We start from the raw sequence: 26036 nt of genomic DNA, 5'->3' as shown, positions 1-26036 counted from the left end.
CTCATGGCTCGTGTAAAGCGTGGCGTCATGGCGCGTAAGCGCCACAAGAAAATTCTGAAACTTGCTAAAGGCTACTACGGCGCGCGTTCACGCGTATTCCGTGTTGCCAAGCAAGCGGTTATCAAGGCTGGCCAATACGCCTACCGTGACCGTCGTCAGAAAAAACGTCAGTTCCGCGCACTGTGGATCGCTCGTATCAATGCTGGTGCACGTGTTAACGGTCTGTCCTACAGCCGTTTCATCGCTGGCCTGAAAAAAGCGTCCATCGAGATCGACCGTAAGGTTCTGGCTGATCTGGCAGTGAACGAAAAAGCGGCGTTTGCTGCGATTGTCGAGAAAGCTAAAGCCACCTTGGCTTAAGTACCCCCGACAGTCACCCTGGGTCGCTTCCGCGGCCCAAGGTGTTAAACGTCTTAAATAGGGGAAGAGCCTTCAAGCTCTTCCCCTATTTTGTATCTGGAGTCTGTACATGGAAAACCTGGATGCGCTGGTCTCTCAAGCACTAGAGGCTGTGCAACGCGCAGAAGATATCAATGCCCTGGAGCAAATCCGGGTTCACTACCTTGGCAAAAAGGGTGAATTGACTCAGGTGATGAAGACCCTGGGGAATTTGCCGGCTGAAGAGCGTCCGCAAGTCGGTGCGCTGATCAACGTGGCCAAGGAGCGTGTTACAGAGGTTCTCAATGCGCGCAAGGCGTCGCTCGAGGAGGCCGATCTTGCGGCCAAGCTCGCCGCCGAGTCCATTGACGTAACCCTGCCTGGCCGTGGCCAGACCTCGGGCGGCCTGCATCCGATTACCCGGACTCTGGAACGTATCGAGCAGTTCTTCACCCACATCGGCTACGGCATTGCCGAAGGCCCTGAGGTCGAAGACGACTATCACAACTTCGAGGCGCTCAACATCCCAGGCCACCACCCGGCCCGGTCGATGCATGACACCTTCTATTTCAACGCGAACATGCTGCTGCGCACCCATACCTCGCCGGTACAGGTCCGCACCATGGAATCGCAGAAGCCGCCGATCCGCATCGTCTGCCCAGGCCGTGTGTACCGCAGCGACTCCGATATCACCCATTCGCCGATGTTCCACCAGGTCGAAGGCCTGCTGGTTGATCGCGACATCAACTTCGCCGACCTCAAAGGCACCATCGAAGAGTTCCTGCGGGTGTTCTTCGAGAAGGAGTTGGCGGTGCGTTTCCGTCCCTCATTCTTCCCGTTCACCGAGCCATCCGCTGAAGTCGATATGGAATGCGTGATGTGCAGCGGTAAAGGCTGCCGTGTCTGCAAACAGACCGGCTGGCTGGAAGTGATGGGTTGCGGCATGGTTCACCCCAACGTGCTGCGCATGTCCGGGATCGACCCGGAAGAATTTTCGGGCTTTGCCTTCGGCATGGGCGTTGAGCGTCTGGCCATGCTGCGTTACGGCGTGAACGACTTGCGTCTGTTCTTCGACAACGACTTGCGGTTCCTCGCGCAATTTCGCTAGTCGTAACGGATCTTTAGGAGAGCAGGATGAAATTCAGTGAACAATGGCTGCGTGGCTGGGTAAGCCCGCAGGTAAGTCGCGACGAGCTGGTTGCCCGTCTGTCGATGGCCGGCCTTGAGGTCGATAGCGTTACGCCGGCCGCCGGTGTTTTCAGTGGCGTGGTAGTGGGCGAGGTGCTGAGCACCGAGCAACACCCGGACGCTGACAAGTTGCGTGTGTGCCAGGTCAGCAACGGCGCGGAAACCTTCCAGGTCGTGTGCGGAGCGCCAAACGTGCGCCCGGGCCTGAAAATCCCGTTCGCCATGATCGGTGCCGAACTGCCAGGCGACTTCAAGATCAAGAAGGCCAAGCTGCGTGGCGTTGAGTCCAACGGCATGCTGTGCTCCCAGGCGGAGCTGCAGGTCGGTGAAGGCAATGATGGCCTGATGGAACTGCCGGCCGACGCGCCGGTGGGCCAGGATATCCGTGTCTACCTGGAACTGGAAGACGCCAGCATCGAGGTCGACCTGACCCCGAACCGCGGCGACTGCCTGTCCCTGGCGGGCCTGGCGCGTGAAGTCGGTGCGCTGTACGCCGCCACCGTCAGCCGTCCGGTGGTTGCCGCCGTGCCTGCCGTGCACGACGAAGTGCGTTCGATCGAGGTGCTGGCCCCTAACGCCTGCCCACGTTACCTGGGTCGTGTGATCCGTAACGTCGACCTGTCCAAGCCAACCCCGCTGTGGATGGTTGAGCGCCTGCGTCGTTCCGAAGTACGCAGCATCGATGCTGCCGTCGACATCACCAACTACGTGATGCTGGAACTGGGTCAACCGCTGCACGCTTTCGATCTCGCTGAAATCAATGGCGGCATTCGCGTGCGCATGGCCGAGGAAGGCGAGAAGCTGGTACTGCTCGACGGCCAGGAAGTCAGCCTGCGTGCCGACACCCTGGTGATTGCTGACCATTCCCGCGCCCTGGCGATTGCCGGCGTGATGGGTGGCGAGCACAGCGGCGTGTCCGCAACCACTCGCGACATCTTTCTCGAAAGCGCTTTCTTCGATCAGATCGCCATCGCTGGCAAGGCCCGTTCCTACGGCCTGCACACCGACGCCTCGCACCGCTACGAGCGTGGCGTGGACTGGCAACTGGCCCGTGAAGCCATGGAGCGCGCCACTGGCCTGTTGCTGGAAATCACTGGTGGCGAAGCCGGCCCGATCATCGAAACCGTCAGCGAGCAGCACCTGCCGTCGGTTGCACCGATCGTCCTGCGTGCCAAGGCCGTTGAGCAAATGCTCGGCCTGGTGATCGAGCCGGTTGAAATCGAGCGCCTGCTATCGGCACTCGGCCTCGGCATCTCTGCAGGTGAAGCAGGGCAGTGGCACGTAGAAGTGCCAAGCCATCGCTTCGATATCAGCCTGGAAGTCGACCTGATCGAAGAGCTGGCCCGCCTGTACGGCTACAACCGCCTGCCGGTTCGTTACCCGCAAGCGCGCCTGGCCCCGCAGCCGAAAGCTGAAGCCCGTGCACACCTGCCGGAACTGCGTCGCCTGCTGGTTGCCCGTGGTTATCAGGAAGCGGTGACCTACAGCTTCATCGATCCGAAGCAGTTCGAACTGTTCAACCCAGGTGTCGAGCCGCTGTTGCTGGCTAACCCGATCTCCAACGACATGGCCGCCATGCGCTCGTCGTTGTGGCCTGGTTTGGTAAAAGCGCTTTCCCACAACCTGAACCGTCAACAAGACCGTGTGCGCCTGTTCGAAAGCGGTCTGCGTTTTGTCGGTCAGTTGGACGGCCTGAAGCAAGAGCCGATGCTGGCTGGCGTCGTCTGCGGCAGCCGCCTGCCGGAAGGCTGGGCACAAGGCCGCGACACCGTCGACTTCTTCGACGTCAAGGCCGATGTGGAAGCGGTGCTGGGCTTTGCCGGTGCGCTGGATGCCTTCACCTTCACCCCTGGCAAACACCCGGCGTTGCACCCGGGCCAGACTGCACGTATCGAACGTGAAGGTCGCCTGGTGGGCTTCGTTGGCGCGATTCACCCTGAACTTTCGAAAACCTTGGGGCTGGACCGTCCAGTCTTCGTTTTTGAGCTAGTCTTGGCTGAAGTGGCATCGGGCAAAATGCCTAAATTCAGCGAGTTGTCGCGTTTCCCTGAAGTGCGACGTGATCTGGCGCTGATTGCCGATCAAGGCGTCGCGGCCAGTGCTGTTCTGGACGTAATCCGTGAAAATGCAGGGGAATGGCTGACAGACCTCAGGCTATTTGACGTCTATCAGGGTAAAGGCATTGATCCGCATAGAAAAAGCCTTGCAGTTGGCTTGACCTGGCAGCATCCATCGCGCACTCTTAATGACGATGAGGTGAATACGACGACACAAAATATCCTCACCTCGCTCGAACAAAGGTTGAACGCCACGTTAAGGAAGTGACGTATGGGGGCTTTGACGAAAGCTGAGATGGCGGAACGTCTGTATGAAGAGCTGGGCCTGAACAAGCGCGAGGCCAAGGAATTGGTCGAGCTGTTTTTTGAAGAAATCAGGCACGCTCTTGAAGACAACGAACAGGTCAAATTGTCCGGTTTCGGCAATTTTGACCTGCGGGACAAACGCCAGCGGCCTGGCCGCAATCCAAAAACGGGAGAAGAAATCCCGATCACGGCTCGCCGTGTGGTCACCTTTCGTCCAGGGCAGAAGTTGAAGGCCCGAGTTGAGGCTTATGCTGGAACCAAGTCATAACGACGAACTGCCCGTCATCCCAGGCAAACGCTATTTCACCATTGGTGAAGTCAGCGAGCTCTGTGCGGTAAAACCGCACGTGCTGCGCTATTGGGAGCAGGAGTTTCCTCAACTCAACCCCGTCAAACGCACCGGGAACCGTCGGTATTATCAGCGCCAGGATGTGCTGATGATCCGACAGATCCGCGCGTTGTTGTACGACCAGGGGTTCACCATCAGTGGCGCGCGCCAGCGTATGTCCGGTGATGAAGCCAAAGACGACACCACCCAGTACAAGCAAATGATCCGCCAGATGATCTCCGAACTCGAAGATGTGCTGGTGGTTTTGAAGAAGTAATTCCGGCTTTTAAAATACTTCCACATTTCAAAAGCTTGCGGTATATTCCTGATCGCTTCGTTGCGAAGCGAACCCAGTAAAACGCCTAGTCGGGGCGTAGCGCAGTCCGGTAGCGCACTAGCATGGGGTGCTAGGGGTCGAGTGTTCGAATCACTCCGTCCCGACCATATAATTCAAGGGGTTGCGAGATTTTATCTCGCGACCCCTTTTTATTTTTAGGCGTTTTTACCCCTACAAAAACTCTGGCTCTTGGTGGAATCCTCACCTCTTGGGGAGGAGATGGGCGCAAGATTTCGGTGTGCCAATGCCCCCCAGGACGTTTGGTGATGGAGGGCAGAGATGGACCTAGTTGGCGGCTCATCAGGCAGTCGGAGGGAATCTGGTGGTGGAAGCCAGTCGCAACGCCGCCATGTTGGCCAACGTGCTCGACGGACTGGAGCAAGCCAACTCTATGTTGCGGCGCGTGGTCATCTATTAGGGCTTCAAAATTTACGGCTCCCACCTTGGGGCGAGGTTCGCACGCCTGCACGGGAGAGAGATGCGGGGTATACGCCACCGAACCTGTACGTCGCTCAGGAATCCCAACTGAGAAAGCGTGCCGAGCATAGCCGTTGGGATTATGTGGCGTTGCATCCTGATCTCATGGTCGGGGATATCTACGGCAACCCGATGAATATTGCGATGGTCATCAGTGTCTTCGCCGAGCTGTCCCATGCGCTAAGTATCCCGATGCGATTCCCCGGCACCGATTAGGCCTACGGCCAGCTACTGCAATTCACGGGCGCCGGTTTGCAGGCATGAGCCAGGGCTGCGCTCAGCGAGTTCGTGGCGAGGCTTTCGACGTGGTCAGCGGCGACATTTACCTTTGGGAGCGTATGTGGCAAGACACCGCCAAATATTTAGGGATGGAAACAGCGTCGCCGGTTCCGTTGACGCTTGCACGCCACATGCACGAAAAGGGCGAATTCTGGCGAGAGATCGCCGAGCGCCACAATTTGATCCAGCCTGATCTGGGTAAGCTGGTCGGCTGGGGGGATTCAATCTTCCATACCGAAGCGGTCATCATCTCAGATACAAATAAAATCTACCGATTCGGATTTACGGAAAGGGCCGATTCTAAAGCTTCGTTGTTCAGGGCGCTGGATAGCTTGAACAAGCAACGAGTGCGTAACACGAAGATGTACGGATAACGTTAAAGCCGTGCGTTGATCCATTCCCACACACTCTTGCTAAGCCAACCTTGGTGCTCACCTTCGTTGATCTTAGTGACAAAAATACGATCATTGACGTCGAGTTTAAGTCTTAGGTCATCAGAAACTTGAGTCGCAGTGGCGGCGCTGTTAAGCCATCTAACAGACTCCAATCCTGGATCGCTGACATTCTGATAGCGATCCAAATGTTGTATGAAGGCTTGCCGAGCTTGGGCGTAATTCCCACGCTCTTTATTGAGGTTCCATGTCACCATAAAAACAGCCATTGACTACTCCTTGTTGAGCCGTGATGGGCTTCACAGAGATTAAGCGAAGGCAAAACGAGAGTCTACATGTCAGGCAGTTCCAGCCATTACGGTATTTTTCACGGCTGTAAAATCCTCTCAAATACGCTGCGCACGCTTGCGTTAGCCTAGGCGTGAAGAGTTCTCTCCTTACTCAAGGGCGGACGAACTCAGCGCTCCGAGGAGAATGCCCGCTTCCTAACCCGCCCAATCAGCATGTTTCCTATGAGCTTCGAGGCCGTTGGGCTTCTGCCGGATACCACTGTGGGCTTTTCCTCCTCGTTAATCGATCCATCTGCTCATTGCCTACCATATGACCGAGCAGATCGAGTCCGTGCATGCTCGGACTGCATCGCCACGCTATCCAGCGTTTGAGACTGCAAGATGTGTTTGCCAGCCGCTTGTTCACCGGAGTGTCTCTCCAGAAACCCTTTTCGATCGATTGGTTTTTGGGCGAACATCGGTTGACACTTTTGTGGAAATGCATAAAAATTCAGTTGACAGATTTTTCGATATGCATAGTTTTTGAGGGTCCGCCTGATGCTTGAGACTCAACACCCCAGCTATTTCGAACCAAGACTGCAGCCTGAATACTTGGACAGGTTTTGTCAGGAAGTATCTTCCGTCGCTTACGGTGCGTTGGAAGATTCCACTACCCAATACGACACCGCATACACGCGCGGCACGCTGCTGTTCGGTCGACTGCAGGGGCTTTCCCAAGTCTTAGGTAAAGACAAGTCGTTGCCTTGGCTGGAGTTGAGAAATGCGACCCTGGACTTCACGGTAAGCGTAAACGGCGTTCTTTTTCAGGTGGTCACGGACAATCCTCAAGACATCAGGAAAACTCACCGCATTAAGGCCAATCCGCTGGAGCAACACCAACTGAGTTTGTTCGAGGTGTCTCCAGAGGTTTGCACTTGGCGGGTTTATCTGTCGAGCAACCAGGACCCTGAATTCCCTAAAATCGAAACGGCGATTGTCGGTTTTGACGCCAATCTGAATGTCGTTTGCCTTTGGAAGCATGAGCAGAGATCAGGTGTGTCTGTTCGAGCCATGGAGCAGCATCCTCAGGTCGATGTAACTGAAGCTCAACCGCGTCGTAAAAAGAAAGACGCAGATACGGATACTGCAAATGATGTTGGCCCGATAGATGGATGAAAGAACGCAACAGCTCACATTTGGCGAAGAGTTTTCTCCCGAGAAACTCCGGTTGGCCAGATGCGCCGCAGGCCTTTCGCTTGCGGAGTTGGGTGAGCTGCTAGGGGTTAGCCGGCAGTACGCGCACAAGCTCGAAATCAACACTATTCCTAACAGGGCGCAGATCGAAGTGCTCAGTAAGGCGTTAGGCGTTACCGAGGGATTTTTATCGAGCCCTCGGCGTGGCTCTGTGGAGCTTGAGCAATGCCATTTTCGAAGTCTTCGCTCGTCTACGCAAACAGTGAAGAAGAGCATCGCCTCTCAAGTTGAGTTGTTTGAGCTGTTCCTTGACGGACTGGAAAAGGAAATCGATTTTCCCGCAGTGAAGTTCTCCACCTTTGACGAGACGCTCCTGAACCACGACTCGATGGAGGTCGCCGCTGAGCGATTTCGACGTGAGCAGTCGATTGGTATAGGCCCAATCGCGAATATGACCCGTTTGGTGGAAAGTGTTGGTGTTTTGGTTGTAAACCTCGCGGATGCTGATGACCGAGTCGATGCATTCTCGTTGTACAACAAGCGACCTCTGATCGTGCGCAACATCGCGAAGGAGAACCCATGTCGTCAACGCTTCGACATTGCTCATGAACTGGGTCACCTAGTCATGCACCAGGGGGTCGAGACGGGATGTCGCACCACTGAAGATCAGGCCAACCAGTTTGCGAGCGCCTTGTTGATGCCTCGTGCGAGCTTTGCAGGAGAGTTTCCTCCCATGCGGGGGCAGTACCTCAATTGGTCTGCACTCCGGGAGCTCAAGCTGCGTTGGAAAGTGAGTTTCAAAGCGCTCATTTACCGTGCGCAGACACTGAATCTGATCACCCAGGATCAGGCACGGTCGGGATTCACCTATCTCAATCGCAACGGATTCACTCGGCGAGAGGAGCTGGACGAACAGATTGAGATGGAATCTCCCAGCCTTGTTCAGAAGGCTATCGAGCTTCTGGATCATGCAACTTGGCGCGGTATCTTGAAGGATTCAGGACTTACAGATGCGCTTGTCACCGATCGCTTCATGCTCAGGGTGCCTGTGGCTCCGTTGTCTCTCGTCAAGTGAAGGCCTGATTCAATTGGGTGAATCGCCCCGAATACTTTAGCTACATGAACCCCGTCGGCAGGTATCCCTTGCTTATGTAGCGAGCCTGATTGAGTCGATGTGGATCTCAGGGAATGGGCGCGGATAAGTCGGGCGCAGCCCCGAGGAGTGAAGGTTATTTGAAGTCGTCTTGACGGGCGAAATGGCGGGTGTCAATTTGGTATCAAACTGCTGAGTCATGGAGGACGTGTGAAGATCACGATCAATGTGTTCTTGCTTAAGGCAGGAAGAACTGTTCTCGACGCGTTGACTGATGAATCCAGGCTGCGGCCCATTTCATTTTCACTGCAGAGCGTCGAGTGCCTCTTCTACCACCAGACCAATCCGTCTCACCCGAAATGGACACAGCTGTTCAGCAATATCGAGGAAGTCGCGCAGCTGGATCTGACAGGCCGGTCGCTCAAGGCGCTCCTGGTCATGGCGGTTCAGGATCGAGTGTTTTGCTTCACGTTCGGTCACGCCCGGCATCTGATTGATGCACTTGGAATCGAGCGCTATTTTGGACTGAGAACAGCGTTAAGCCTGACGGATCCGCTACTCATCAAGTCAGTGGAAAAGGCGAGCATTGATCGAACTCCGCTGCGTTCAAAAGCGCAATCTTCAAAGCACTTGGCCATTTCGGAGTTCGATTTTAAATTCGACTCGGAGATTCTCAAGTCGCTCACTGGAGTGGTTGAGAGCGACCAGGATGAAGGCGAGTATGTGAGTGGCTCGGACTCCTTGGTTTTGCACTCCGATGTCAGGCTCGAACAACTTCCCGAGATCGCTGCTCGTCTACTGACGGCTTATGAGGACGAGCGATGCAAGGAAAAGTACCCGTGGATGGACTTCATTGTCCCGGTACGAGATGCAACGCTCGTGGCGCAGCTTGATGAGCAACTGGTGGTTGCGATTAACGCTCAAGAGTTTGATCGAGTCCGCGCGGCAGCTCCCCAGCTATTATCTGATGACATTAGCGGCTTTGGTTATCTGAGGCACCGTGCGCGATCGCGTAACGGCCCTGCGATTGCCTACGATCTGGATCTTCGACAGGTGCTCCTGGCCAAGCAGATCCTTGGTGCGGTCACGCTGCAATCGCTGAGTTCGGAGCGCATCTACCTGTATGGGGCGGACGAGCAGCAACTCGCTGCCTGGCCCGTGTACGGTTGCCTTGAGGCGGAGATCGAATTCGAAGAAAAGATCTACCTGCTCAGCGAGGGGGATTGGTACCAGATTGATCGAGACTACACGGGCCAGGTAAACCAATACTTCGAAGCGGCTTCCAGATCTACCCTCCAGTTCCCTCGGTACGGTACCGACCAAGAAGGCCCGTACTTAAGACGGGTCGTCGACAACGTAAATTTCTTTCTGCTTGATCAGAAGCTGATTCGTTTGAACGGTGCTGCGAGTCCATTTGAGTTCTGTGACCTGATGACGCCGCAATACGACATCATCCACGTAAAAAAATACTCATCGTCCAGCGTCTTGAGCCATCTGTTCTCCCAGGCGTACGTGTCCGCTGAGGCGCTTATCAATGATCCCGACGTAACGGCGCAGGTTAATAGACATCTCGCTCAGGAGGGGGAGTTTCAGTTCGTATTCGACTCGGCCACACAGCCTAGAAACAAGATAGTGTTCGCCATCATGCAACCCAACGAAGTCCTGCATATGCCATTCTTCTCAAAGGTCAACTTCAGGCAGTTTTCCCAGCGATTGATCGCTATGGGCTACCAGGTTGAGGTGTGCAGGATTGGTAACTGAAAACAAGGGCGCTCTCACCTACACCAGGAGGCCTCGCAGCCCATAGCTTGGAAGAGACTGCCGAACTGGTTCAGGTGTCTCCGGTTTTTTCGGAGTCGCTGCCTTATTGATCAGTGACGAACATCACTAGGCACGGAGGTTTTTGTGAAAGGTAAAAGCTCAGTTTTCTACACATGAGCCGATAGCCAGAAGTGGCGTGGAACCTTTGAGTATCGAAGCTAAGGTGAGTGAGCGTGAGCTATGAACGCTTGCTCTCAACGGTTGTCTCAACCGTGGAAGGATGGCATTCATTCGCTTCTGAAGAAGGGGGAGTGTTCACTCAAGCTCCCTATCTGTATACTGATTGACAAACTGAAAGCTCGAACGCCTGCAAAAATTTCCTAGGCTTCGATGAGCTGCAAGCACTAACCCTACCGATTGTGCTTAGCTTAGCTTACATGCTAATTTGAATAATCCATGCCGTTTCTTGAGAGAAGCCATGAGTCTGATTGCACTGATTGAGCTCACCAATCGTAGAAAATATGAAGCCTCTGACGTTCGCGCCGCGCGAATGGAAGAGAGCCGAGAGCGCCTGCGCCAATACGACCAAGAGATTGAGAAGCGTATCGCTTCCCAAGCCGTGAGCCAGGCCCTGCTAGCTAAGACCTGCAGCCTCTAACCTATTCTCGAAGGAAAAAGCAGCCGGATGGCTGCTTTTTTTATGCCTATGACTCCGTACCTTGTTTCTGAATTCGCGAAGCCGACGATCACCAATCTTGTCAGGGAATGCTTTGGGTATGACTTTCCGGACATTTTCAGCAAGGATCAGGTCGACTACCTGTTTACCTATCTGACCTGCCTGGAAGCCAAGACAGTGCTTCTGGAGTTCAACTACGTCGACAAGGACTACCTGGAAGACTTTTCACGCTACTACGTTAAGCGCTTCGGCAACGACGGCCACAAATGTGCGCGCCTCCATTTTTTCTCTTCGTCCGTCGATCACCGTACGATTACATCGATTTTGAAGCGTGGTGAAGCTGCTCAGGCCGAAATCGATGACCTGAACAGCGACTACCTTGGCTTTATGGTGATCAAACCGTTGCCTCGAACTTTCATTGGGAAGACCTGCCTGAAGGTCATGCCGGATGAACGAAGCGAGAGCAAACGTAAGCGACGACTCGCTCGTGAATACAGCGTCGACCTGTTCGGGATCTCGCTCAAGGTGGAGTCGATTGCCTTTCAGGAACAAGACAAGGTGGTTGCCGCCTGTGCAACGACGGCTATTTGGGCTTCCTTGCATGCGCTGAAATTGCGTAGCACACGCAGTATCCACTCGTGCAGCGAGATCACGATCAACGCCATCAACCATGTTGAAGACTCATCCAACAGCTTTCCGAATCAACAACTGAGCAACAAGCAAATTTTGCGCTCATTAGACGTTGAAGGATTGCGCTACCACGCCAAGAGTATGGAAGCACCTGACAAGCCTTATTTCCTGCAGTCAGTGATTGCGCATATCAACAGCTCGCTTCCCATGATTCTCACAGGCGAAGTGTTTTCCCAGGTGCTTACGGCTCCTAACGCGGCTGCAAATGATGCCAGCCTGGACTGTGCTTCGACTGGTCCGGAAACCGCGAGTGAGTCGCAAGCACAGGATGTGACTGACAGTCATGGTGGGCAAACAGCTAAGCCTGTGTTCAAAGCCCGTGGCGGACACGCCATTTGTGTGGTGGGCTACAAGGTTGATCAGGACGAACAGGTTTTATACGTCCATGATGACCGGCTGGGGCCCTATGCCCGGGCCAAGCTGATTGGAATTGATGGGTATAACTTGATAGAAGGCTCGGCTCCACGCGACATCAAGTGGGCGCTTGGCCTGCAACGGATGAACGAGGCGGGTGGTTGGGATGAGCCACATGAACTGATCACCCCTGATTTTTCCGTGGTTCCTTGCGACAGGAAAGCACGTCTTCCTTTTATATACGTGTATGAAACCTCCAATCTCATCGTCAAAGAACTGAAGAATATGGCAGGTGGCGAGCCATTGGATTTTTTAAGCTACGAAATTGAGCTGCGTGAAATTTCTGATATCCGCAGTGAGGTGTTGGCACATATTCCCGACACTAAAAACCATCATAGTGATGAGGTTCTTGATGCCAGTCCGGAGCAAGTAGAGGCATGGCAAGCGAAAAAAGTCGAATTCCTGACGACCAGTTATGCTCGCCTTCAGTGGGTTGTGTCATTTAACAACGAAGACATTCCGCTCTTCAAAGTGCTGATCGATGCGAGCGAAATTCCTCAAGGGAATGCTGTCTCCGCCATTCTTGCCTATGACATTTTTATGGGCGAGGCGTTGCTCGATTTGATCCGGCAAAGTGCTGATCCGGATGTGGTGGAGGTCAACTCCGGTCACTTTTATCAGTCTTTCCTTCGACGTTTGAAAGCAGACGAATCAAGCCGTACAACGTATCTGGACAAGACCTATGGCTCGCCACGCGCCCCAAAAAATTTACGTGCAAGTGAGTTCGAAGGTGGGAATATAGTACTGAATAGTACGCTGGAGACCTTGTACGAGCCTAATGGAATAAAGCTGTTGGACATGTTCCCGACCTTCGCAAGCGGTGAAGTCGGCAATTTGATCTGGGCAGTTTCTCTGGATGGTGATTTGTTAATCGCCGCCGAGCATGACGGTCGTGGACATCCCAGTATCACGGGTTTCAAGCCCGCTCGAATAGCGGGTGAGATCAGGCGTCCTACAGAAGGCGAATCGCTCCTCATTAATGTGGAGTCAGGACGTTACAGTCGCGACTACGTCAATCGGATTGAGCTATTGGAGAATGCAAAAAAACGCTTTGAACGCTATTTCCCTGAGCAAACGTTCGAGATCCAGATAATAGAAGGTCGCTGAGCGGGTGGCGTTGAGCTCGTAGCCGCCATTACTACTCATGTTGCGCACCGCCGGGATGCAGATGCGCCCGTTTTTCTCATGAAAAGTGAAGGTGTTCGTGCCGGCGCCGATTGATCTAGTTGCCGAAATGCTACTGATCCAGTCTGACTCATCTCGAACCTTCGCCTACGCTGGATTTGTACCAATTTGAAGGTGGGGCTGTCTTGCGTCGGCACGTGGGTCAATTCGGTGTCGGCGTGAACAGTAGTGATACCCAACCGGCAGAAGGTGGACGTGGATGGGTTACGGCAGACTCTCAAAGCCTGGGGCCCTCGAAGCCGCAAATTTGATTACACTGGGCCACCACAATATAGGAGCTATACCCATGAAAACCTGTACCGTTTTTGGGGATATGCAGTCCGACAGTGCCGCCGAACAATACCCGACCGTGACCCTGTGTAATGAATGCGTCGAGCAGGACGCCCTGGCCGAAGAGGATAATCAAATTGTCAGCCAGGGAGCCTACGACGAGTCTTTCGGCGACAGCTGTGAGTGGTGCGGAATCACCAGCGCCGAGGAAGAGGGTGCCGTGCAGTAGCGGCTAGGTCTAGGTATAGGTGCCTCGGATCTAGGCCTCTCTCAGAGCCCCACCTAAACAAGCCTCCACAAAGGGCGGTTTTTCTGTCTACACAGGCTCAGTTTTCGTTGCCTGCATGCACCTCGTACGGGGTGAAGCGGATCACTTCTTGGTCCAGCCATTCATTGATCTGCATCAGCCTGGCCTGCTCTCGTTCAATCTCATTCATAGACCATACCTGAGTTGCGTCACGCACCGCCCGGAACCCTCCTGCGTTCTGCGGGGCCACGCCCATTAACTGCGGCGGAATGCGCAGCATGGCCACTCGTTTTTACCATTCAGTTCGGTGTACCTATTTCCCTGAACTGAGTTCAACACTGGTGACACAAAAAAACCGACACGCCTAGGTCAGAACGCGGAAAACTGAGCGATAAGACCGGGATTGGTTGTATATCGATAGCCCTCGGCTATATCGCTGGCAGGATTCTGTTGTAAAGCGATTTTTACTTTGACGCGCTGCAGAAGGAAGCTACTACGGTATTTTTCGTTCATGCCGGTAGCCCCCGCGACGGACTCGTTAACGAGATCAAGAGCCTCCTCTAACTTGCCCAGCTCGAGTTTTACCTGCGACAAATTGTGAGCCAACCAAATCCGGCCGCTCTTGTCTTCTATCGTATCGAGGATAGTCTCCGCTTCTGCGTAGCGACCAAGTTTATAAAGCGCCTCGCCCCATTTGCGCTTTTGATAGATGTTTGGCGCTTTCAGCGTCTCAAAAGCGTCTAGAGCGCGGTTCAGGTAAACGGCTTCGTCGTCGACGCCCGCTGCGAGCAGCATGATCTCCGCATAGCCGCCCCGACTCTGGTCATCGTCTAGCATCAACGGTGTTGGTTCGGGCAGGCGCGCCAGTACGCTTTCGACCCGCTCCGGTGCATGCCAGACCAGCGCTCGGACAAAGCTAGCGACAGAGTGATAGCCTTGCGGTATACCGATGGCGGCACTGTACAGCGCTTCCCTTAGAAACAGCTCCTCATGCTGTTCGATAAGGTCACCAGCCCAGGTCTGACGAGCGCCATTGAGCGCGTCGCCTAAAGCCATCAGCAGTGAGGGAGACACGGCTCCGTTGTCCAGCTTCGTATTGATGATCTCTGACGCATATCGTTTTGCCGTCTCATAGTCTTGAGGCCTGCGACCGACAGACCGCACCAGTTGAAGTTTGGCATCATTAAGCGAGTGGCTGGCGACCACCTCCTCGAACAAGCGCTCTGCTTCGGCATGTTTCCCCAGGTTACGGAGCGTTTTTGCATGGTGGTGCTTGATTACAGCGGCTTGACGTGCACTGAGGTCAGCCATGGCCTCAAGATCGCCGTAGGCCTGCACGACCGTTCCTAGCCATTCTACGGCAACCACTTCCCCTGACGCTTGCCAGAGATAGCGTTCCTTTGCTTCGATTGTCTCGAGGACGACCAGGATGGCCACGTCGTTGTTGGCCGCGCCCAACGCCTTGAGCCGCTGAGCCTCTTCCAATGGGTTGGGCAGCAAATGGATCTGAATGGCGCTGCCTATCCAGACCATCGACAAAGCGTATAGGAATGCCGGACGACGATCACCATTCTCGACATTACTGGCGATCTTGCCCTTCAGTTGCGATGCGATCAGCTGTAAGCCATGTCCGTCCTCGCGGATCTGCTGGAGAATGAACGCCTCGAGCTTACTGTCGATTTGTCGTGCCTTCTCTTCGGTTAGCCAATCCAATGAACTAAGGGCGGTGAAGACGATATCGTGGATGCGGATCGACGCTTCGTTCTCGGGGGCAGTCAGTCCGTGACGCTCGAATGCTCTCAAGCGAAGCGGTCCGATAACGTACTTGAAAAACGCGCGATCGCAGTGACTCTGGCCCGCCCACTGGAACAGGCACAGCTCTTCCCCTAGTGCCGGTTTCAGCCGTCCGAGAATTCGGTCAGCAAGCCGTGCGCCACCAACCGGTAGATTAGCGACATTGGCGCAGTCCTCGGCGAGTTCGTTCCACGACACGCCCTCGTACGCGGCGGCATTAAGCATCACCAAGCTAAGAGGATGACCGCCGACTGCGCGCCAGATCGTCTGGAACTCCTCCATAGACGGCTGGGTATCAAGCCCCTTACCAAGCAATTCGCGAGCCTGTAGCTCTTTCATAGTAGGCATAGCGAACGCTCCAGGTGACGTGTTTTGCCGTGTGATCAGAATCCGAGAGTTCGGTCCACATAATGCGGCTAACTGTTCTACCACGAGGCTCGGGTTTGCATCGTCTACGACTAAGAATGTGCGGTTCCTGCGTAACAGAGCACTGACGTTACGCTCGGCACCGCCGCGCTGGACCGGAACCGACGAGAGCCGTTCGACACTGTCGATGTCGCGACCGCTGACCCAGAACCTGTACTCGAAACGGTGTTCGCTACGCAGTAGACAGGCGGCTGCGGCTTGTGACTTGCCAATGCCGCCAATGCCGCCGATCTCGACACACGGCGTTGTTTCTAGGAGCCGGTCCAGTTCTGCGTCGATCGCCTCATTTTTAACATAAAGCGCGCTCAGCGGCGGAGCGTTCAATGACGCGGGGTGGTCATCGCGGATCTCAGCCAGGACGGGTAGATGCTGGGCCAGGTCGTCGATCGCGTCGTCACGTAGCATCAGCGTGTCAATGATGGCCTCGGCGATAGCGCGGCTGTCCATCAGGTGGAGGCGTCGCCCGACCATGCGATCCTGCTGGAGGGCCGCATTTACCATCGCTTCGATTACGCCAGTTTCTGCGCGCTGCGAACTCAGCAGATAGATGTCTTCGGCCAATGGTGCCAGCGTGAGAGTGTGGTCGAGATCGCTCCAAGGCTTTTTCATTGCGCCCGAAAAATAACCCTTCACGATCGACGCCTCGACGACGATCCGGCCATCTTCGGAAACGGCATCCAACGCTCCCCCGACGGGGCTGCCGCCTACTGACGAACCGCGCTGCACCAACCTGACATCGTTCATTCGCTCAATCAGAATGACCCCAAAACGCTCGAAGATAGAGCCAGGTGCCAAGATGCCAAGCGAGTCAATCACGCGCTGGATGAGCAGATTGCGGGTTTGCGGATTCATGAAGTGTTCCGGGTATTAGTAGATCTGAGGCGACGTGCCACGGCCGCTTAGTTCGTTGCCGGAGAGTCTCGCAACAAAGGTTCGACCAATTGCCAGATATCGCGCGCAACCGCACTTGGCAACTGGTCCGCGTCGATAAGATGACAGCGTCTCGGGTTCTCGTGTGCCACCGTTAGTAGCCCGTCTTGGATGGCCGCGAAATCCCGCGTCGCTTCCGCCGGGTCGGCAACGCCGTCGTGACGCTGACCCCGCCGATGCTTTGCAACCTCGATCGGAAGGTCGAGGATGATCGTCAGATCCGGGAATGTGGATCCCACGACGATGTCGCGGGTCGACCGGAATAACTGGTGCAGGTCGACGTCGGACACCGCAACCTGAAACGCGTAAGTCGAATCGATGAAGCGATCGGAGATGACCCACTGGCCATTCGCTAATGCTGGCCGGATAATACTTTGTACGTGATCAAATCGAGCAGCGCTTACCAGCAAGAGCTGCTCTACGGGATCGAGTCGGCGGTCGGGCCGTGTCAGGATCGCCCTCACTTCCGCACCCAGTTGTCCACCATCCGGTTCCTTTGTCTGTAGCACCGATTGACCGGCGCTTCTCAGATGCTCAACAAGTAGCTTAACCTGCTCGGTCTTCCCGCTACCGTCGATGCCCTCGATACTTATAAATGGCATGTGCGTCCTTTCTGCTCAAACACAAGGAAGTGGTACTTAATGAAGCGTTCGAATACAGTTGCATTCGTATCCGCCGGTATGTTGTCGCCGAAGAAGCGCGATCATATGCTTGCGCGCCGGCAGCTATATCTCAACTACGGTGCATTATCGCTGGCAACGATCCTAGATGCCATTGGGACCGAGACCCTGCTGTTGCATGGCGAGCACAGCGAACCCGCCGACGTGCTTGGCGTGCTGCTTGATAAAGGCGTATTTCCGTCTCGGTTGCCAATAATGCTATCCATCCCCAGCTTCTATGCGCTTCCGTGGGCGCAGACTTTTTGCCGGCTAGTGCGTAGCGTTGATCCAGACGCCAGAATCATTGTTGGGGGACGTTGGGTAGTTGGGCCCGATCCTGACTGGTTGCATGCGAAACTGCCTGAGGCGAACCTACTCGTCCCAGGGCTGGCAGAACCGCTTATAGCAAGCCTCCTCACGAACTCCCCGGACTTGCGCCGCCTGCCTGCGCCAACACCAGATTTTGTCTTGAAGCATCCCTTGATATCAGGTTTCGAGCGCTATCAACCGAGTATCGAGGCATCGCGCGGGTGTGGCATGGGCTGCGCCTTCTGTGAGGAGCGAGATATCCGGCTTGAGAAGCTACGTGCGCCGGAGCAGATTGCAAGTGCATTTGCGGCGGTTGCTAGCCAGTATGGCGACAGCGAGATCCGACCCTATTTCCAGTCATCGATGTTCGCGCCTAATGAGAAATGGGGAACAGGCCTAGCGAATGCCTTTCGGGCAGCGGGCCTCAATGTCCAGTGGCGGACGGAAAGCCGCGTCGATGCGCTCACGCCTGAAACGATCGCCTGTCTCGCCGAGGCAGGTATGAAGGTACTCGATCTCGGGCTCGAAACGGCGTCGCCGACGCAGATCCTGAACATGCGCAAATCGCCCAATCCGGATCGCTACTTAGAGCGAGCGTCTACTTTGCTCAAAGCATGCAGCGATCATGGCATCGCCGCCAAGGTCAATGTCTTGCTTTATGCCGGGGAAACGACCAAGACTTTAGATGAAACGCGTTCGTTTCTCGATGAGCACAAGGGTTCGATTACCGGAGTCTCGGTCGGCCCGGTCGTGGCCTATGGCCCACCGAAAACTGCGGACATTCTTTTGCGTGAATGGTCGAGGAGCGGTGCTGCGCCGGTCGACCCAAGTAGCGCGAACGACAGCGGGATATCAATGATTCATCTCAGCCATGATTTCGACGCAAAGTCGGCTGAGGCCGCAAGCTTGGAATTGTCTAGGCGCTACATGGATGCAGACGCATATTTCTACCTGAAGAGCTTCTCTTATTACCCGCGCGACTATACGCGTGCGGACTTTGATTGTGATATTGCGGCAAGCGATACATCGCAGTTGCCGTTTCGCGCCTTTCCACGTCTCCCGTCCTGACTGGAAGAAAATGTCGATGGGCAGGCATCTGTATCGCTGAGCATGAACAAACTGACCCTGCCTCGATTCCACGTACGGCAACAAGTTGGAAGCATCAGATGTATAGGGTGTCGAGATGAGAGATAGCAATGCGCCCAAGCGGGAGTACACGGACGGGTTTAGTGCGGAGGCGGTAGGCTGGCCAAATCAGTAGCGTGCGCGTTTAGATGTTTCGCTCGCCGAGTTCGATGGTATTAGCAGTCTTCGTAAACCATGGTTTTACAGAGCTAGCTGCTACCGCGGGCGCGGCTTAGGCCGCAATTAGCCTGAAGCAGTAAGGAGATCTATAAAGGGAACGATCAGCACCGTACGGATCGCCATCGAAAGCAAATTACCAATATATGAAGCAGATATTTCGGTAATCGCCCAGTAATTGTGCAGAGTAATGGCGGGGCGATCAGCGCATCCAGCAGGGCACTTGTGATGATCACGGTAGCGCTGCCGCCGTTGGTCAATACGGCGGCGGGCACCATGGACACCAAAAGTAAGTAGGTCGGCTATCTGTCTGGGCCCGACCAGCTGCGCGAATATCTCAAAAAACTGGATTTAGCCGGCCAACACATCTGAGAAGCAAAGTAATGGAAAAGTTCGGTGGCCGGCACGTCGGCGTATGGTGCACCTCATTTTTTTGTCCTATCCAGTCGCAAGCACGCCTGTGGCAAGTCGGTGAATTTTTGTTATTACACCAGGCGCCGCATTTGGGCTTTGACGACAAGTTGTCAGCTCTGGTAACAGGCAGAGTATCGATGAGCGGGATGAGAGGAATTTCGTCCCCTCCGGTCTCAGGCGTAATGATTGATGCACCAACCACTGTGGCCTGATCAGGAAGCGGGGGAGTAATCCCCCCCTTCAGGATGAAGACTCCTAGTCGGCGATGAAGCCCCGCGTTCTCCATGTAGCCCGGACATAATCCGGAAATTTGTAACCTTCGCCTAGGGTCAGCCTATCTGCATGATCCGAGACGATGATTTGCGGAGTTACGCCTGTCTTCTTGCCGGTTTCATCACAGAACTTGGCCAACTGGGTGAACATGTTTGTCACAGCACTCATGTCTGCGTCGACTGCGTTTTCACGCTTGGCCTGTTTTGAAAGTTCTTGAGCATCGAAATCCTCTGCGTCATCCAGTGAGGCAGGGAAGTACACTTGGGTGGGCTGATCAAGGAACAGGATTGGTGGGATCTTGCACCCTTTGTTCGACAGCGCCGCGAACTGGTAGTGCAGGGACATGAACAAGGCGAGGTGAGAGTACAGCCAGTTCGCACCGCTGCCCATCGAGCGTAGGTAAACCCGAGTGTTCTGATTCTGCTGATACCAAAGGTCGAACGTTTCAACGTCAAAGCGCAGCTTCGAAGGCTTGTACGTTTCCTCGAAATCGAAGTGGTTGCCAAGCTCACACATCTTGGCGTCGATCTCATTGCTTAACGTTTTCAACCTGTCCTTGATGTCGTATTTCTCAAGTAAGCCGGCCAGGCGATCAACCTCAGTGCGCAGATTTTTTTCTTCAGTCGCCAGCTCCGACTCAGGTTTGTCCAACTGATCTTGAATGGCGATTTCAAGCCGAAGCTTGGCCTTGGTAGCCTGCTCATCGATCGATTTGGATGTCTTGAGCTTGGCAATTTCTTCATCGAGTGGCTGGATGTCGGCCTGGATACGACGCAGCTCTGCGTTCACCTTATCGAGCGCTTCCTGAATGTTTCGGCGCTCTGCAGCGAAACTCTCCCGAGCATAGGCGGACAGCTTGAGTTCGTCATTCAACCACTCAATAGCGCCTACGAGTTTGTTTGCTTCCATGGCGGGGGTGCTGGTATGAGCCTCGCAAAGCGGGCAATGAGCTTCGGACAGCTCAATGGAATCGGGCAATGTCTCAGCGGTCATGCTCAAGCTGAATTGTGTTGCAGAAGTCAGAGACTCATTGACCAGCCTCATCTGTCCCTGCAGCTTGCGCTTTTCGATGAGCGCAGCGATTCGTTGAGAGTGAAGTTCAGCCCGACGCATTTCAACCTGATCTGAGAGCACGTCGATTTTGACGGAACGCCCGGAAATCATCTTCAGCATCGTCGCGGGTTTGCTGTAGATGTCCTCAGCCGTGGCATCGACTAGAGGAAGACCTGCCAAGGACTTGAACTCGATTAGGTAACGGTTGTAACGAGCGATCGCAGCTTCTTTGCGCTGAGCTTGCTTGGGAATCTGCGCCTGGATTTTTTTGAGTTCGTGCTTGGCAACCTCATGATCCCGGTACAGATCGAAATAAGCTTCGTCCACAAGACCCATCAGAATCTTGAAGTGATTGATCGCCTGGTCACGTTTTTCCTTCTCATCGAAGCGGTAGAAAATCGCGTGCTTGTTGGCCACTAGGTTTTGATGCTGGAGCATGAAGGAGGAAAAACTGCGTACCGATGGAGTGGCTGATTTGTTGCGGCCGGCCGCTTTCAGGTACGGGTCTTCGTCGATGTTTTCCAGCGTGATCGCAAAATAGCGCCCAAGGCTTTTCTTGAAGTCTGCCAGTGGCATGTAGTGCTTGGGATCGAAGAAGGCCTTGGGTTGCTCGATTAGTTGGAGCAATTGATCTGGGTCGGAGCCTTGTACCTCAAGCAAAAAGCAGCGGTCGGATTTTTTCTTGCGTGCGGCCACGATGAAGTAGCTGGGAAATTGCAACGCAATGAAAAAGGTCTCGGCGCGCTCAGTGATCGTGCCCACCGGAATTGTGTCTTCGGTGCTGCCGAGGCAATAGTCGAATATTTCCAGGATCGCACTTTTTCCAGTGGATGACTTGCCAGTGATGACGTTGAGCCCAAGCTCCAGTCGCACTTTGTGAATTTTTTCTTGAGTGTCGACTACGCCGATGTACCGCAGAAAGCATTTCATAGAGACTTGAATCCTAACGTCCTGTAGATGGAAACGACGTCTGCCTCTGCGCAGACCATGGAAAGACGGCGGGCGGCTTCGAGTTGTTTGGGGTTGGCATTGGAGGCCCTGACGTCCCCGACCGACTTCACAGTTAGGTCGTCGGTGATCTCGATGCTTTGCTCTGCTTGAAGGACAAGTAGAGCGGCGTTGGTGAGGGATTTGAACTGCTGGGTGTTGTGGGTGAGCCCTACCAGCCGCGACTGCTCTTTGCAGAGCGTGCGCAGGTTGCTGGTCTTCCTCACGGCCAGCAGGTACGTTTGCATGGCCGGGTACAGCACCATGGGCAGCACCAGATAGCTCAACAGCAGGTCTCGTTCCCTAGGTTCGGAATGGGCGAAGAAGTTGTGGATCACCGGTGCCAGTGCGATGGGGGAACGCTGAAGCGTGAAAAGGTGTTCAATGGGTTTTGCACTCATTTCCAGAGCCTCCAGTGAAACTCCTTCGCTGAGCTTGCGGGCACTGAATCTGCGAGCATGTGGTAGATGCCATTGCGGAACTCAACGGGCGTGTCTTCGTAGTTTCGAAAGCCCACGACATCCAATTCACAGCGCGCGTAGTAGAACTTGAGGGATTCCTGCTTCAGTTTCGAAACCGACCAGGTTTCGTCGCAACCGATCATCAGTTTTGCCCTGCTGGCACTATGAGTGCGCATATGGTTCTTGCTGTAGCTTTCCACGTCGCTCTGTGACGTGGTGCAGTCCTTGATCAGCTCGGCAATGTATTCGTGGGCATGAAGCAGATCGGCAGTTGCCTCAAGAATAAGCTCCTCCTCGCCGCCGATCTCATCTAGCTTTTGGGCGTAAATGCGGTCACGCACATTCATCTCAGCAGCTTCCCGCTCGATCTCCTCAGTGTTGACACGGGGAAACTTCACCGAGCCAACCAGGTAGCGGGCGGTGAGCTCTGTGAATTTGCTGTCGAATTCCGCGGTGGTGAACCGCCATCCTTCTGTGACCTTAACGGCGCTGGTCATGAAGCCAAAGAGGTCATTCAAGAAGTCGTCCATGCGATGCTCATGGATGCTTTTAAGATGGGCCCTCTTGTACCTGGCGATCAAGCCAAGCAGGTCAGGTTGCTCGGTGATGATCTTGACCTTGGGCAGAGCCTCCATCAGCGACTCACGCATGGCTTTTGCCATCACCTTGCGCTGCAGGGTCAGCGCCTTAGAAGGCCCTGGAGTTTTTCCTCCTGTACCACCTTCCTCGCTTTGGTCAGCAGTTGCCTCTTTCTCCTGCTTGGCCTTTTCGAAGCGAGCCTCCGCATCCTGGAGGATACTTTCCAGCGCAGCCAGACGCTGATCAGTATTCCACTGATACCAATCTTTGATAGCTGCTCGCTCACCATAGGCCTGAGTCGTCAGCAGGATCAGGTTGGCGTATTGCTGATGATTGAAATCAGGCTTTAGCCAGTTATTGAGGGTGTTCCAGAGGTTTTCATGGCTGTCGGTCAGGCTGTCGCTGTACTCCTTAACCTCAACCTGATCACGGCCTTCGACGGTGACATCGCCAAACACCTCGATCCAAAGGACATCGTCCTTATCAAGGGTATGGCAGTAGTCGATCGCTACGTGGATTTGGTACTTCAGGGCTTCGTAGAGCTTTGATGCGTCAAAATCGAGCTTCGCGTTCACAGCAACTCCAATCTTGGAAAACAAGATTGGCCAGTGAGTAGCTAACTTCGCCATCCTGGCCAGGAAAATCCACGATACTGTATTGATATACAGGTTGAATGTATTCAGAGCGCAATCTTATCAGCCCAAGCTGGCTAAACGCCATATTGAGTCATGCTGATACGTCCCTGGTTCATAGACACCATTGAGCGGCAGCTTTTGGCCGGGTAGCGACGGTCTGACCTCCGCTGTCGCTGTGGATGGTCAAACCTATCTGCTCCGCCATTTCCAGGGCACCATCGACCTCAATACCCAGATATCTGGGTGCTTTTAGTTTCGTATGTCGAGGTGACTGAGGATCTCGATCAGTGCCCCTTGCGGTCAGGACATAGAACAACACTGCTATATCTGGAACAGCTTGAATGGCAATCAAACCTATGTCGGTAACGTCTGCATTTGGTCCCGGTGTCTGGTTGATTAGGCGCATCAGAGTGAGAAGCGACATGATGAGTTAGAGAGGGCTAGCATAGGCGGGTGTTATCGGGGCTGCTGCATGGATAAACGCCGACAGCCGCGTGGGTCAGTCTTGCTGCAGCAGGTCGAGCAGGAAGTCCATGAGCAGGTACGGCTTTTCGAAACAGGCATCAATGAGTGTATGGACGAAGAGTGTGCCGTCGTCCAGCATGAAGGGGATGGCGGAGCGATCGATCTTGAAGGTCTTCAAGCGCTTACGTGCGTTGCCTTTCTGGCTGAAATCGTCGGCGCGTAGGTCAAACTCTTCGTGGGTGTAGAAAATGAATTCGTGGTCGATATGCGAAACGAATAACCGGCCGCCGTTGATGAAATACTCCAAGTGGATCATACGGGTCACTGCGCAATCTTCAAGCAGTTCTGGGACGTGGGCGATTTCCTCAAAGGTCATGCTGTTCGCAGTGATCGAACACCAAGTTTTATCCTCACTGTCCGGTCTGTAAAAGGTCGAAACCGAGGGCCGTACAGCAGCACTATCGTTCGGCAAACTGCTTTTGCGGAGTACTGTACGCAGCACTGTCCCGTCCGGTTGTCGGGGCAGATTGTCCACCGTTAGCGGTACCGTGATGATCTGATAGCCTAGGGTGACGAATATGTGTTTGTCCGTTTCAATCAATACATCGTTGCTGGCTAGCAGGGCTAGGTCTTTAATTAGTCCCTCATTGCGCAGGCGCTCGAACAGCCTTAGTACATGCTCTGGGGTGTTTTCGATAAGCAGTTGCAGCGGTCGTTGCGGGTCGAGGATCCTATTGGGTATTCCTATTAGTAGTTTGGTATCCAGGGTGACTGAGTACAAGTTGTATTTGCTGTACTGCGTGTCGGTCTCAAGCAAGTCGACTTCCGCGGCCTTGTAGTACTGGTAAAGTTGCGTGGATTTTTGCGGCACACGCATGTATCTGCGTTCCTCGCGTTGCTCTGCACAGTGCGCTTCATACACGATGCGCAGCAACTTGGTGAGGAAGAAGTTGTTCTTGCACTGGCGAGCAGCGAAGTCCTTTGCGGCCACCAAGGTGGAGCAAAAATCGTCGTAGGAGCGCAGGGCCCGCTCTTGCAGGCTCTCGAAGCACACATCATCGAGTTCACGCTTCTTGAATTCTATTTCGCGGCGGTTATAGGTAGGATCGATATGAAGCCGCTCCAACTCTCCTTCGAGCCTGTTGCGTTCTAAGCGCAGGATGCTGTCCATGAAAGCTGCTTCTTGTACGGCCTCCTGCAACCATGGTATGGCGTTCTCGAATAGCGTCGCGTCATTGTCTAGGAAACAATCTGTGATCAGGTCGAATGTTCCGCCTTCGCAGCTGAAGTCATCTTGCAAACAACGCAGGCTTATCTGAAGGCGCTCCTCGCTGAGTGAGTCGAAGTAGCTTGCAAGTGCAGCGGGCAGCTTCATGATGAATGAATCCTGAACTATGGGAGATATTTAAGGCGTAGTAGGCATTATGTTGGATTGGCTGTCGGGTGACACTCGCTTGGCAGGGCAGCAGCCATCGGACTGTTTCTGCTCCAAGCTCAATGAGGCCCGTTTTTCGTTGCGGTCGTTGTCCAAGGGGTGATCAATCATATCCGCCTGCCCCCCCCCCCCATGAAAACTATTACGACCTGCAGCTATCAACCGCGGAACAGAGGAAATTGGTCGAGCAGAAAGTCCCACTCCGACTCAAAGATAACTGGTCCATTCGGGTGAGGCCGCGATCTAGCGCTCTTCCATCTAGCCATCGAAAGCAAATCGCGGACCTGCGATTTGACTAGGTTGCGCGTACGCGACGTTCCCCACGGGAACATGTCTCAGCGCGAGCCATCGTCATGCAGCAGAAAACCCAACGCCCCGTGCAATTAGATAACACCGAGCAAACGCGGGTAGCTTGCGCTCTTTAGCCAATGACTCATTTAGCGCGTGAGGCTCGGTTAATTGAGAGGGTGCTTCAATCCTTCACCGGACTATAGGTGAGTTCAAATCAGTGCCAGTAGTCTCAGGCGGGGTGTCACTGTCGAGCACCTGGAATCGGACATAACCTTCGACCTGAGTTTACGTTGTAGTTGCCTTTCCCATGCCACGGCAAGGGAGAGGGATGCCGGCTTTGCGACAAGCTTTGGCGACGGCGACGTCGGAAACACCAATTTCGTGGGCCAGTTTGACCATGGGTGTTTGCCATACTTTTTCGAACAGTTCCTTGACGGTAAAACTCACGAATGTGTACATGCAATCTGCCACCTTTGCTCATC

General features: G+C 54.3%; 22 protein-coding genes, 1 tRNA gene and 1 pseudogene. 15 read left to right on the top strand and 9 right to left on the bottom strand.

Translation table 11 applies throughout. The features are described 5' to 3' along the window. The first annotated feature begins 3 nt into the window (after positions 1-3). The 7 genes from rplT to K0H47_RS17320 all read left to right on the top strand — a co-directional run bounded on the left by rplT (position 4) and on the right by K0H47_RS17320 (position 5724). Positions 4-360 (top strand): 50S ribosomal protein L20, encoded by a 357-nt coding sequence (gene rplT, locus K0H47_RS17350; RefSeq protein ID WP_003219940.1) that lies wholly within the window; start codon positions 4-6, stop codon positions 358-360. Between the two features lie 109 nt (positions 361-469). Next, positions 470-1486 (top strand): phenylalanine--tRNA ligase subunit alpha, encoded by a 1017-nt coding sequence (pheS, locus tag K0H47_RS17345; protein ID WP_063031643.1) that lies wholly within the window; start codon positions 470-472, stop codon positions 1484-1486. A 26-nt stretch (positions 1487-1512) separates the two neighbouring features. After that, positions 1513-3891: a phenylalanine--tRNA ligase subunit beta gene (gene pheT, locus K0H47_RS17340; protein WP_093199055.1), complete on the top strand. Its 2379-nt coding sequence runs from the start codon at positions 1513-1515 to the stop codon at positions 3889-3891. Positions 3892-3894: 3 nt separating this feature from the next. Further along, a complete protein-coding gene (ihfA, locus tag K0H47_RS17335) occupies positions 3895-4197 on the top strand; it encodes an integration host factor subunit alpha (protein ID WP_002553164.1) in 303 nt (100 codons plus the stop codon). Beyond that, complete coding sequence (locus K0H47_RS17330) at positions 4178-4534, top strand: MerR family transcriptional regulator (protein ID WP_003219935.1); 357 nt, start codon at positions 4178-4180, stop codon at positions 4532-4534. The genes ihfA and K0H47_RS17330 overlap by 20 nt, the downstream gene beginning before the upstream one ends. A 90-nt stretch (positions 4535-4624) precedes the next feature. Then, positions 4625-4701, top strand: a tRNA-Pro gene (locus K0H47_RS17325). 630 nt (positions 4702-5331) lie between these two features. Beyond that, positions 5332-5724: a hypothetical protein gene (locus tag K0H47_RS17320; protein ID WP_257626690.1), complete on the top strand. Its 393-nt coding sequence runs from the start codon at positions 5332-5334 to the stop codon at positions 5722-5724. Positions 5725-5726: 2 nt separating this feature from the next. Here the strand turns inward: K0H47_RS17320 and K0H47_RS17315 are convergent, their stop codons facing one another. Next, positions 5727-6011 carry a hypothetical protein gene (locus K0H47_RS17315; protein ID WP_008145664.1) on the bottom strand — a complete coding sequence of 95 codons (285 nt, stop codon included), beginning with the start codon at positions 6009-6011 and terminating at the stop codon, positions 5727-5729. Between the two features lie 558 nt (positions 6012-6569). Between K0H47_RS17315 and K0H47_RS17310 the strand changes: the two genes are divergently transcribed. From K0H47_RS17310 to K0H47_RS17285, 6 genes are all read left to right on the top strand, one after another. Further along, positions 6570-7187: a hypothetical protein gene (locus tag K0H47_RS17310; RefSeq protein ID WP_007992482.1), complete on the top strand. Its 618-nt coding sequence runs from the start codon at positions 6570-6572 to the stop codon at positions 7185-7187. Beyond that, on the top strand, positions 7180-8280 hold the full coding sequence (locus tag K0H47_RS17305; RefSeq protein WP_008145665.1) for an XRE family transcriptional regulator: 1101 nt from the start codon (positions 7180-7182) through the stop codon (positions 8278-8280). Before K0H47_RS17310 ends, K0H47_RS17305 begins: the two co-directional genes overlap by 8 nt. 228 nt (positions 8281-8508) lie before the next feature. Then, positions 8509-10059: a TIGR04141 family sporadically distributed protein gene (locus tag K0H47_RS17300; protein ID WP_219273296.1), complete on the top strand. Its 1551-nt coding sequence runs from the start codon at positions 8509-8511 to the stop codon at positions 10057-10059. Positions 10060-10537: 478 nt separating this feature from the next. Further along, entirely contained in the window at positions 10538-10717 is a 180-nt protein-coding gene (locus tag K0H47_RS17295; RefSeq protein ID WP_007992485.1) for a hypothetical protein, read from the top strand. Positions 10718-10744: 27 nt separating this feature from the next. Beyond that, the gene (locus tag K0H47_RS17290) at positions 10745-12946 is read left to right on the top strand and encodes a hypothetical protein (protein WP_219273295.1); all 2202 of its coding nucleotides are present in this window, start codon (positions 10745-10747) and stop codon (positions 12944-12946) included. 364 nt (positions 12947-13310) lie between these two features. Next, complete coding sequence (locus K0H47_RS17285) at positions 13311-13523, top strand: hypothetical protein (protein ID WP_008145669.1); 213 nt, start codon at positions 13311-13313, stop codon at positions 13521-13523. A 97-nt stretch (positions 13524-13620) separates the two neighbouring features. On the opposite strand, the gene K0H47_RS17280 is transcribed toward K0H47_RS17285, so the two are convergent. From K0H47_RS17280 to tmk, 3 genes are all read right to left on the bottom strand, one after another. Next, positions 13621-13821, bottom strand: a complete 201-nt coding sequence (locus K0H47_RS17280) for a hypothetical protein (RefSeq protein ID WP_008145670.1) — start codon at positions 13819-13821, stop codon at positions 13621-13623. Positions 13822-13910: 89 nt separating this feature from the next. Next, a complete protein-coding gene (locus K0H47_RS17275; protein ID WP_008145671.1) occupies positions 13911-16613 on the bottom strand; it encodes a tetratricopeptide repeat protein in 2703 nt (900 codons plus the stop codon). Positions 16614-16660: 47 nt separating this feature from the next. Continuing rightward, a complete protein-coding gene (tmk, locus tag K0H47_RS17270; protein ID WP_008145672.1) occupies positions 16661-17293 on the bottom strand; it encodes a dTMP kinase in 633 nt (210 codons plus the stop codon). 39 nt (positions 17294-17332) lie between these two features. Here tmk and K0H47_RS17265 point away from each other — a divergent pair, with 39 nt between their 5' ends. Continuing rightward, a complete protein-coding gene (locus tag K0H47_RS17265; protein ID WP_008145673.1) occupies positions 17333-18727 on the top strand; it encodes a radical SAM protein in 1395 nt (464 codons plus the stop codon). A 903-nt stretch (positions 18728-19630) separates the two neighbouring features. On the opposite strand, the gene K0H47_RS17260 is transcribed toward K0H47_RS17265, so the two are convergent. From K0H47_RS17260 to K0H47_RS17245, 4 genes are all read right to left on the bottom strand, one after another. Next, positions 19631-21631, bottom strand: coding sequence for a DUF3732 domain-containing protein (locus K0H47_RS17260; RefSeq protein WP_219273294.1), 2001 nt, complete (start codon positions 21629-21631; stop codon positions 19631-19633). Further along, a complete protein-coding gene (locus tag K0H47_RS17255) occupies positions 21628-22089 on the bottom strand; it encodes a three component ABC system middle component (protein ID WP_008145677.1) in 462 nt (153 codons plus the stop codon). The genes K0H47_RS17260 and K0H47_RS17255 overlap by 4 nt, the downstream gene beginning before the upstream one ends. After that, the gene (locus tag K0H47_RS17250; protein ID WP_219273293.1) at positions 22086-23303 is read right to left on the bottom strand and encodes a hypothetical protein; all 1218 of its coding nucleotides are present in this window, start codon (positions 23301-23303) and stop codon (positions 22086-22088) included. Before K0H47_RS17250 ends, K0H47_RS17255 begins: the two co-directional genes overlap by 4 nt. Positions 23304-23862: 559 nt before the next feature. Then, the gene (locus tag K0H47_RS17245; RefSeq protein ID WP_219273292.1) at positions 23863-25203 is read right to left on the bottom strand and encodes a hypothetical protein; all 1341 of its coding nucleotides are present in this window, start codon (positions 25201-25203) and stop codon (positions 23863-23865) included. A 192-nt stretch (positions 25204-25395) separates the two neighbouring features. On the opposite strand from K0H47_RS17245, the pseudogene K0H47_RS31155 reads away from it, so the two are divergent. Next, positions 25396-25676, top strand: a pseudogene (locus K0H47_RS31155) (integrase); the annotation flags it as partial. A gap of 163 nt (positions 25677-25839) precedes the next feature. Here K0H47_RS31155 and K0H47_RS17240 read toward each other — a convergent pair. Next, complete coding sequence (locus K0H47_RS17240) at positions 25840-26013, bottom strand: hypothetical protein (protein WP_008145682.1); 174 nt, start codon at positions 26011-26013, stop codon at positions 25840-25842. Positions 26014-26036: the final 23 nt, after the last annotated feature.

Source organism: Pseudomonas sp. Xaverov 83, from assembly GCF_019352905.1.
GTDB classification, from domain to species: domain Bacteria; phylum Pseudomonadota; class Gammaproteobacteria; order Pseudomonadales; family Pseudomonadaceae; genus Aquipseudomonas; species Aquipseudomonas yamanorum.
Note: the sequence above shows the minus strand (reverse complement) of the source record. Positions and strands in the feature narration are given on the sequence as shown.

Excerpts from the sequence above, each read along its gene's own strand:
- rplT (WP_003219940.1), top strand. The coding sequence starts at position 4 with ATGGCTCGTGTAAAGCGTGGCGTCATGGCGCGTAAGCGCCACAAGAAA.
- pheS (WP_063031643.1), top strand. The coding sequence starts at position 470 with ATGGAAAACCTGGATGCGCTGGTCTCTCAAGCACTAGAGGCTGTGCAA.
- pheT (WP_093199055.1), top strand. The coding sequence starts at position 1,513 with ATGAAATTCAGTGAACAATGGCTGCGTGGCTGGGTAAGCCCGCAGGTA.
- ihfA (WP_002553164.1), top strand. The coding sequence starts at position 3,895 with ATGGGGGCTTTGACGAAAGCTGAGATGGCGGAACGTCTGTATGAAGAG.
- K0H47_RS17330 (WP_003219935.1), top strand. The coding sequence starts at position 4,178 with ATGCTGGAACCAAGTCATAACGACGAACTGCCCGTCATCCCAGGCAAA.
- K0H47_RS17320 (WP_257626690.1), top strand. The coding sequence starts at position 5,332 with ATGAGCCAGGGCTGCGCTCAGCGAGTTCGTGGCGAGGCTTTCGACGTG.
- K0H47_RS17315 (WP_008145664.1), bottom strand. The coding sequence starts at position 6,011 with ATGGCTGTTTTTATGGTGACATGGAACCTCAATAAAGAGCGTGGGAAT.
- K0H47_RS17310 (WP_007992482.1), top strand. The coding sequence starts at position 6,570 with ATGCTTGAGACTCAACACCCCAGCTATTTCGAACCAAGACTGCAGCCT.
- K0H47_RS17305 (WP_008145665.1), top strand. The coding sequence starts at position 7,180 with ATGGATGAAAGAACGCAACAGCTCACATTTGGCGAAGAGTTTTCTCCC.
- K0H47_RS17295 (WP_007992485.1), top strand. The coding sequence starts at position 10,538 with ATGAGTCTGATTGCACTGATTGAGCTCACCAATCGTAGAAAATATGAA.
- K0H47_RS17290 (WP_219273295.1), top strand. The coding sequence starts at position 10,745 with ATGGCTGCTTTTTTTATGCCTATGACTCCGTACCTTGTTTCTGAATTC.
- K0H47_RS17285 (WP_008145669.1), top strand. The coding sequence starts at position 13,311 with ATGAAAACCTGTACCGTTTTTGGGGATATGCAGTCCGACAGTGCCGCC.
- K0H47_RS17280 (WP_008145670.1), bottom strand. The coding sequence starts at position 13,821 with ATGCTGCGCATTCCGCCGCAGTTAATGGGCGTGGCCCCGCAGAACGCA.
- K0H47_RS17275 (WP_008145671.1), bottom strand. The coding sequence starts at position 16,613 with ATGAATCCGCAAACCCGCAATCTGCTCATCCAGCGCGTGATTGACTCG.
- tmk (WP_008145672.1), bottom strand. The coding sequence starts at position 17,293 with ATGCCATTTATAAGTATCGAGGGCATCGACGGTAGCGGGAAGACCGAG.
- K0H47_RS17265 (WP_008145673.1), top strand. The coding sequence starts at position 17,333 with ATGAAGCGTTCGAATACAGTTGCATTCGTATCCGCCGGTATGTTGTCG.
- K0H47_RS17260 (WP_219273294.1), bottom strand. The coding sequence starts at position 21,631 with ATGAAATGCTTTCTGCGGTACATCGGCGTAGTCGACACTCAAGAAAAA.
- K0H47_RS17255 (WP_008145677.1), bottom strand. The coding sequence starts at position 22,089 with ATGAGTGCAAAACCCATTGAACACCTTTTCACGCTTCAGCGTTCCCCC.
- K0H47_RS17245 (WP_219273292.1), bottom strand. The coding sequence starts at position 25,203 with ATGAAGCTGCCCGCTGCACTTGCAAGCTACTTCGACTCACTCAGCGAG.
- K0H47_RS17240 (WP_008145682.1), bottom strand. The coding sequence starts at position 26,013 with ATGTACACATTCGTGAGTTTTACCGTCAAGGAACTGTTCGAAAAAGTA.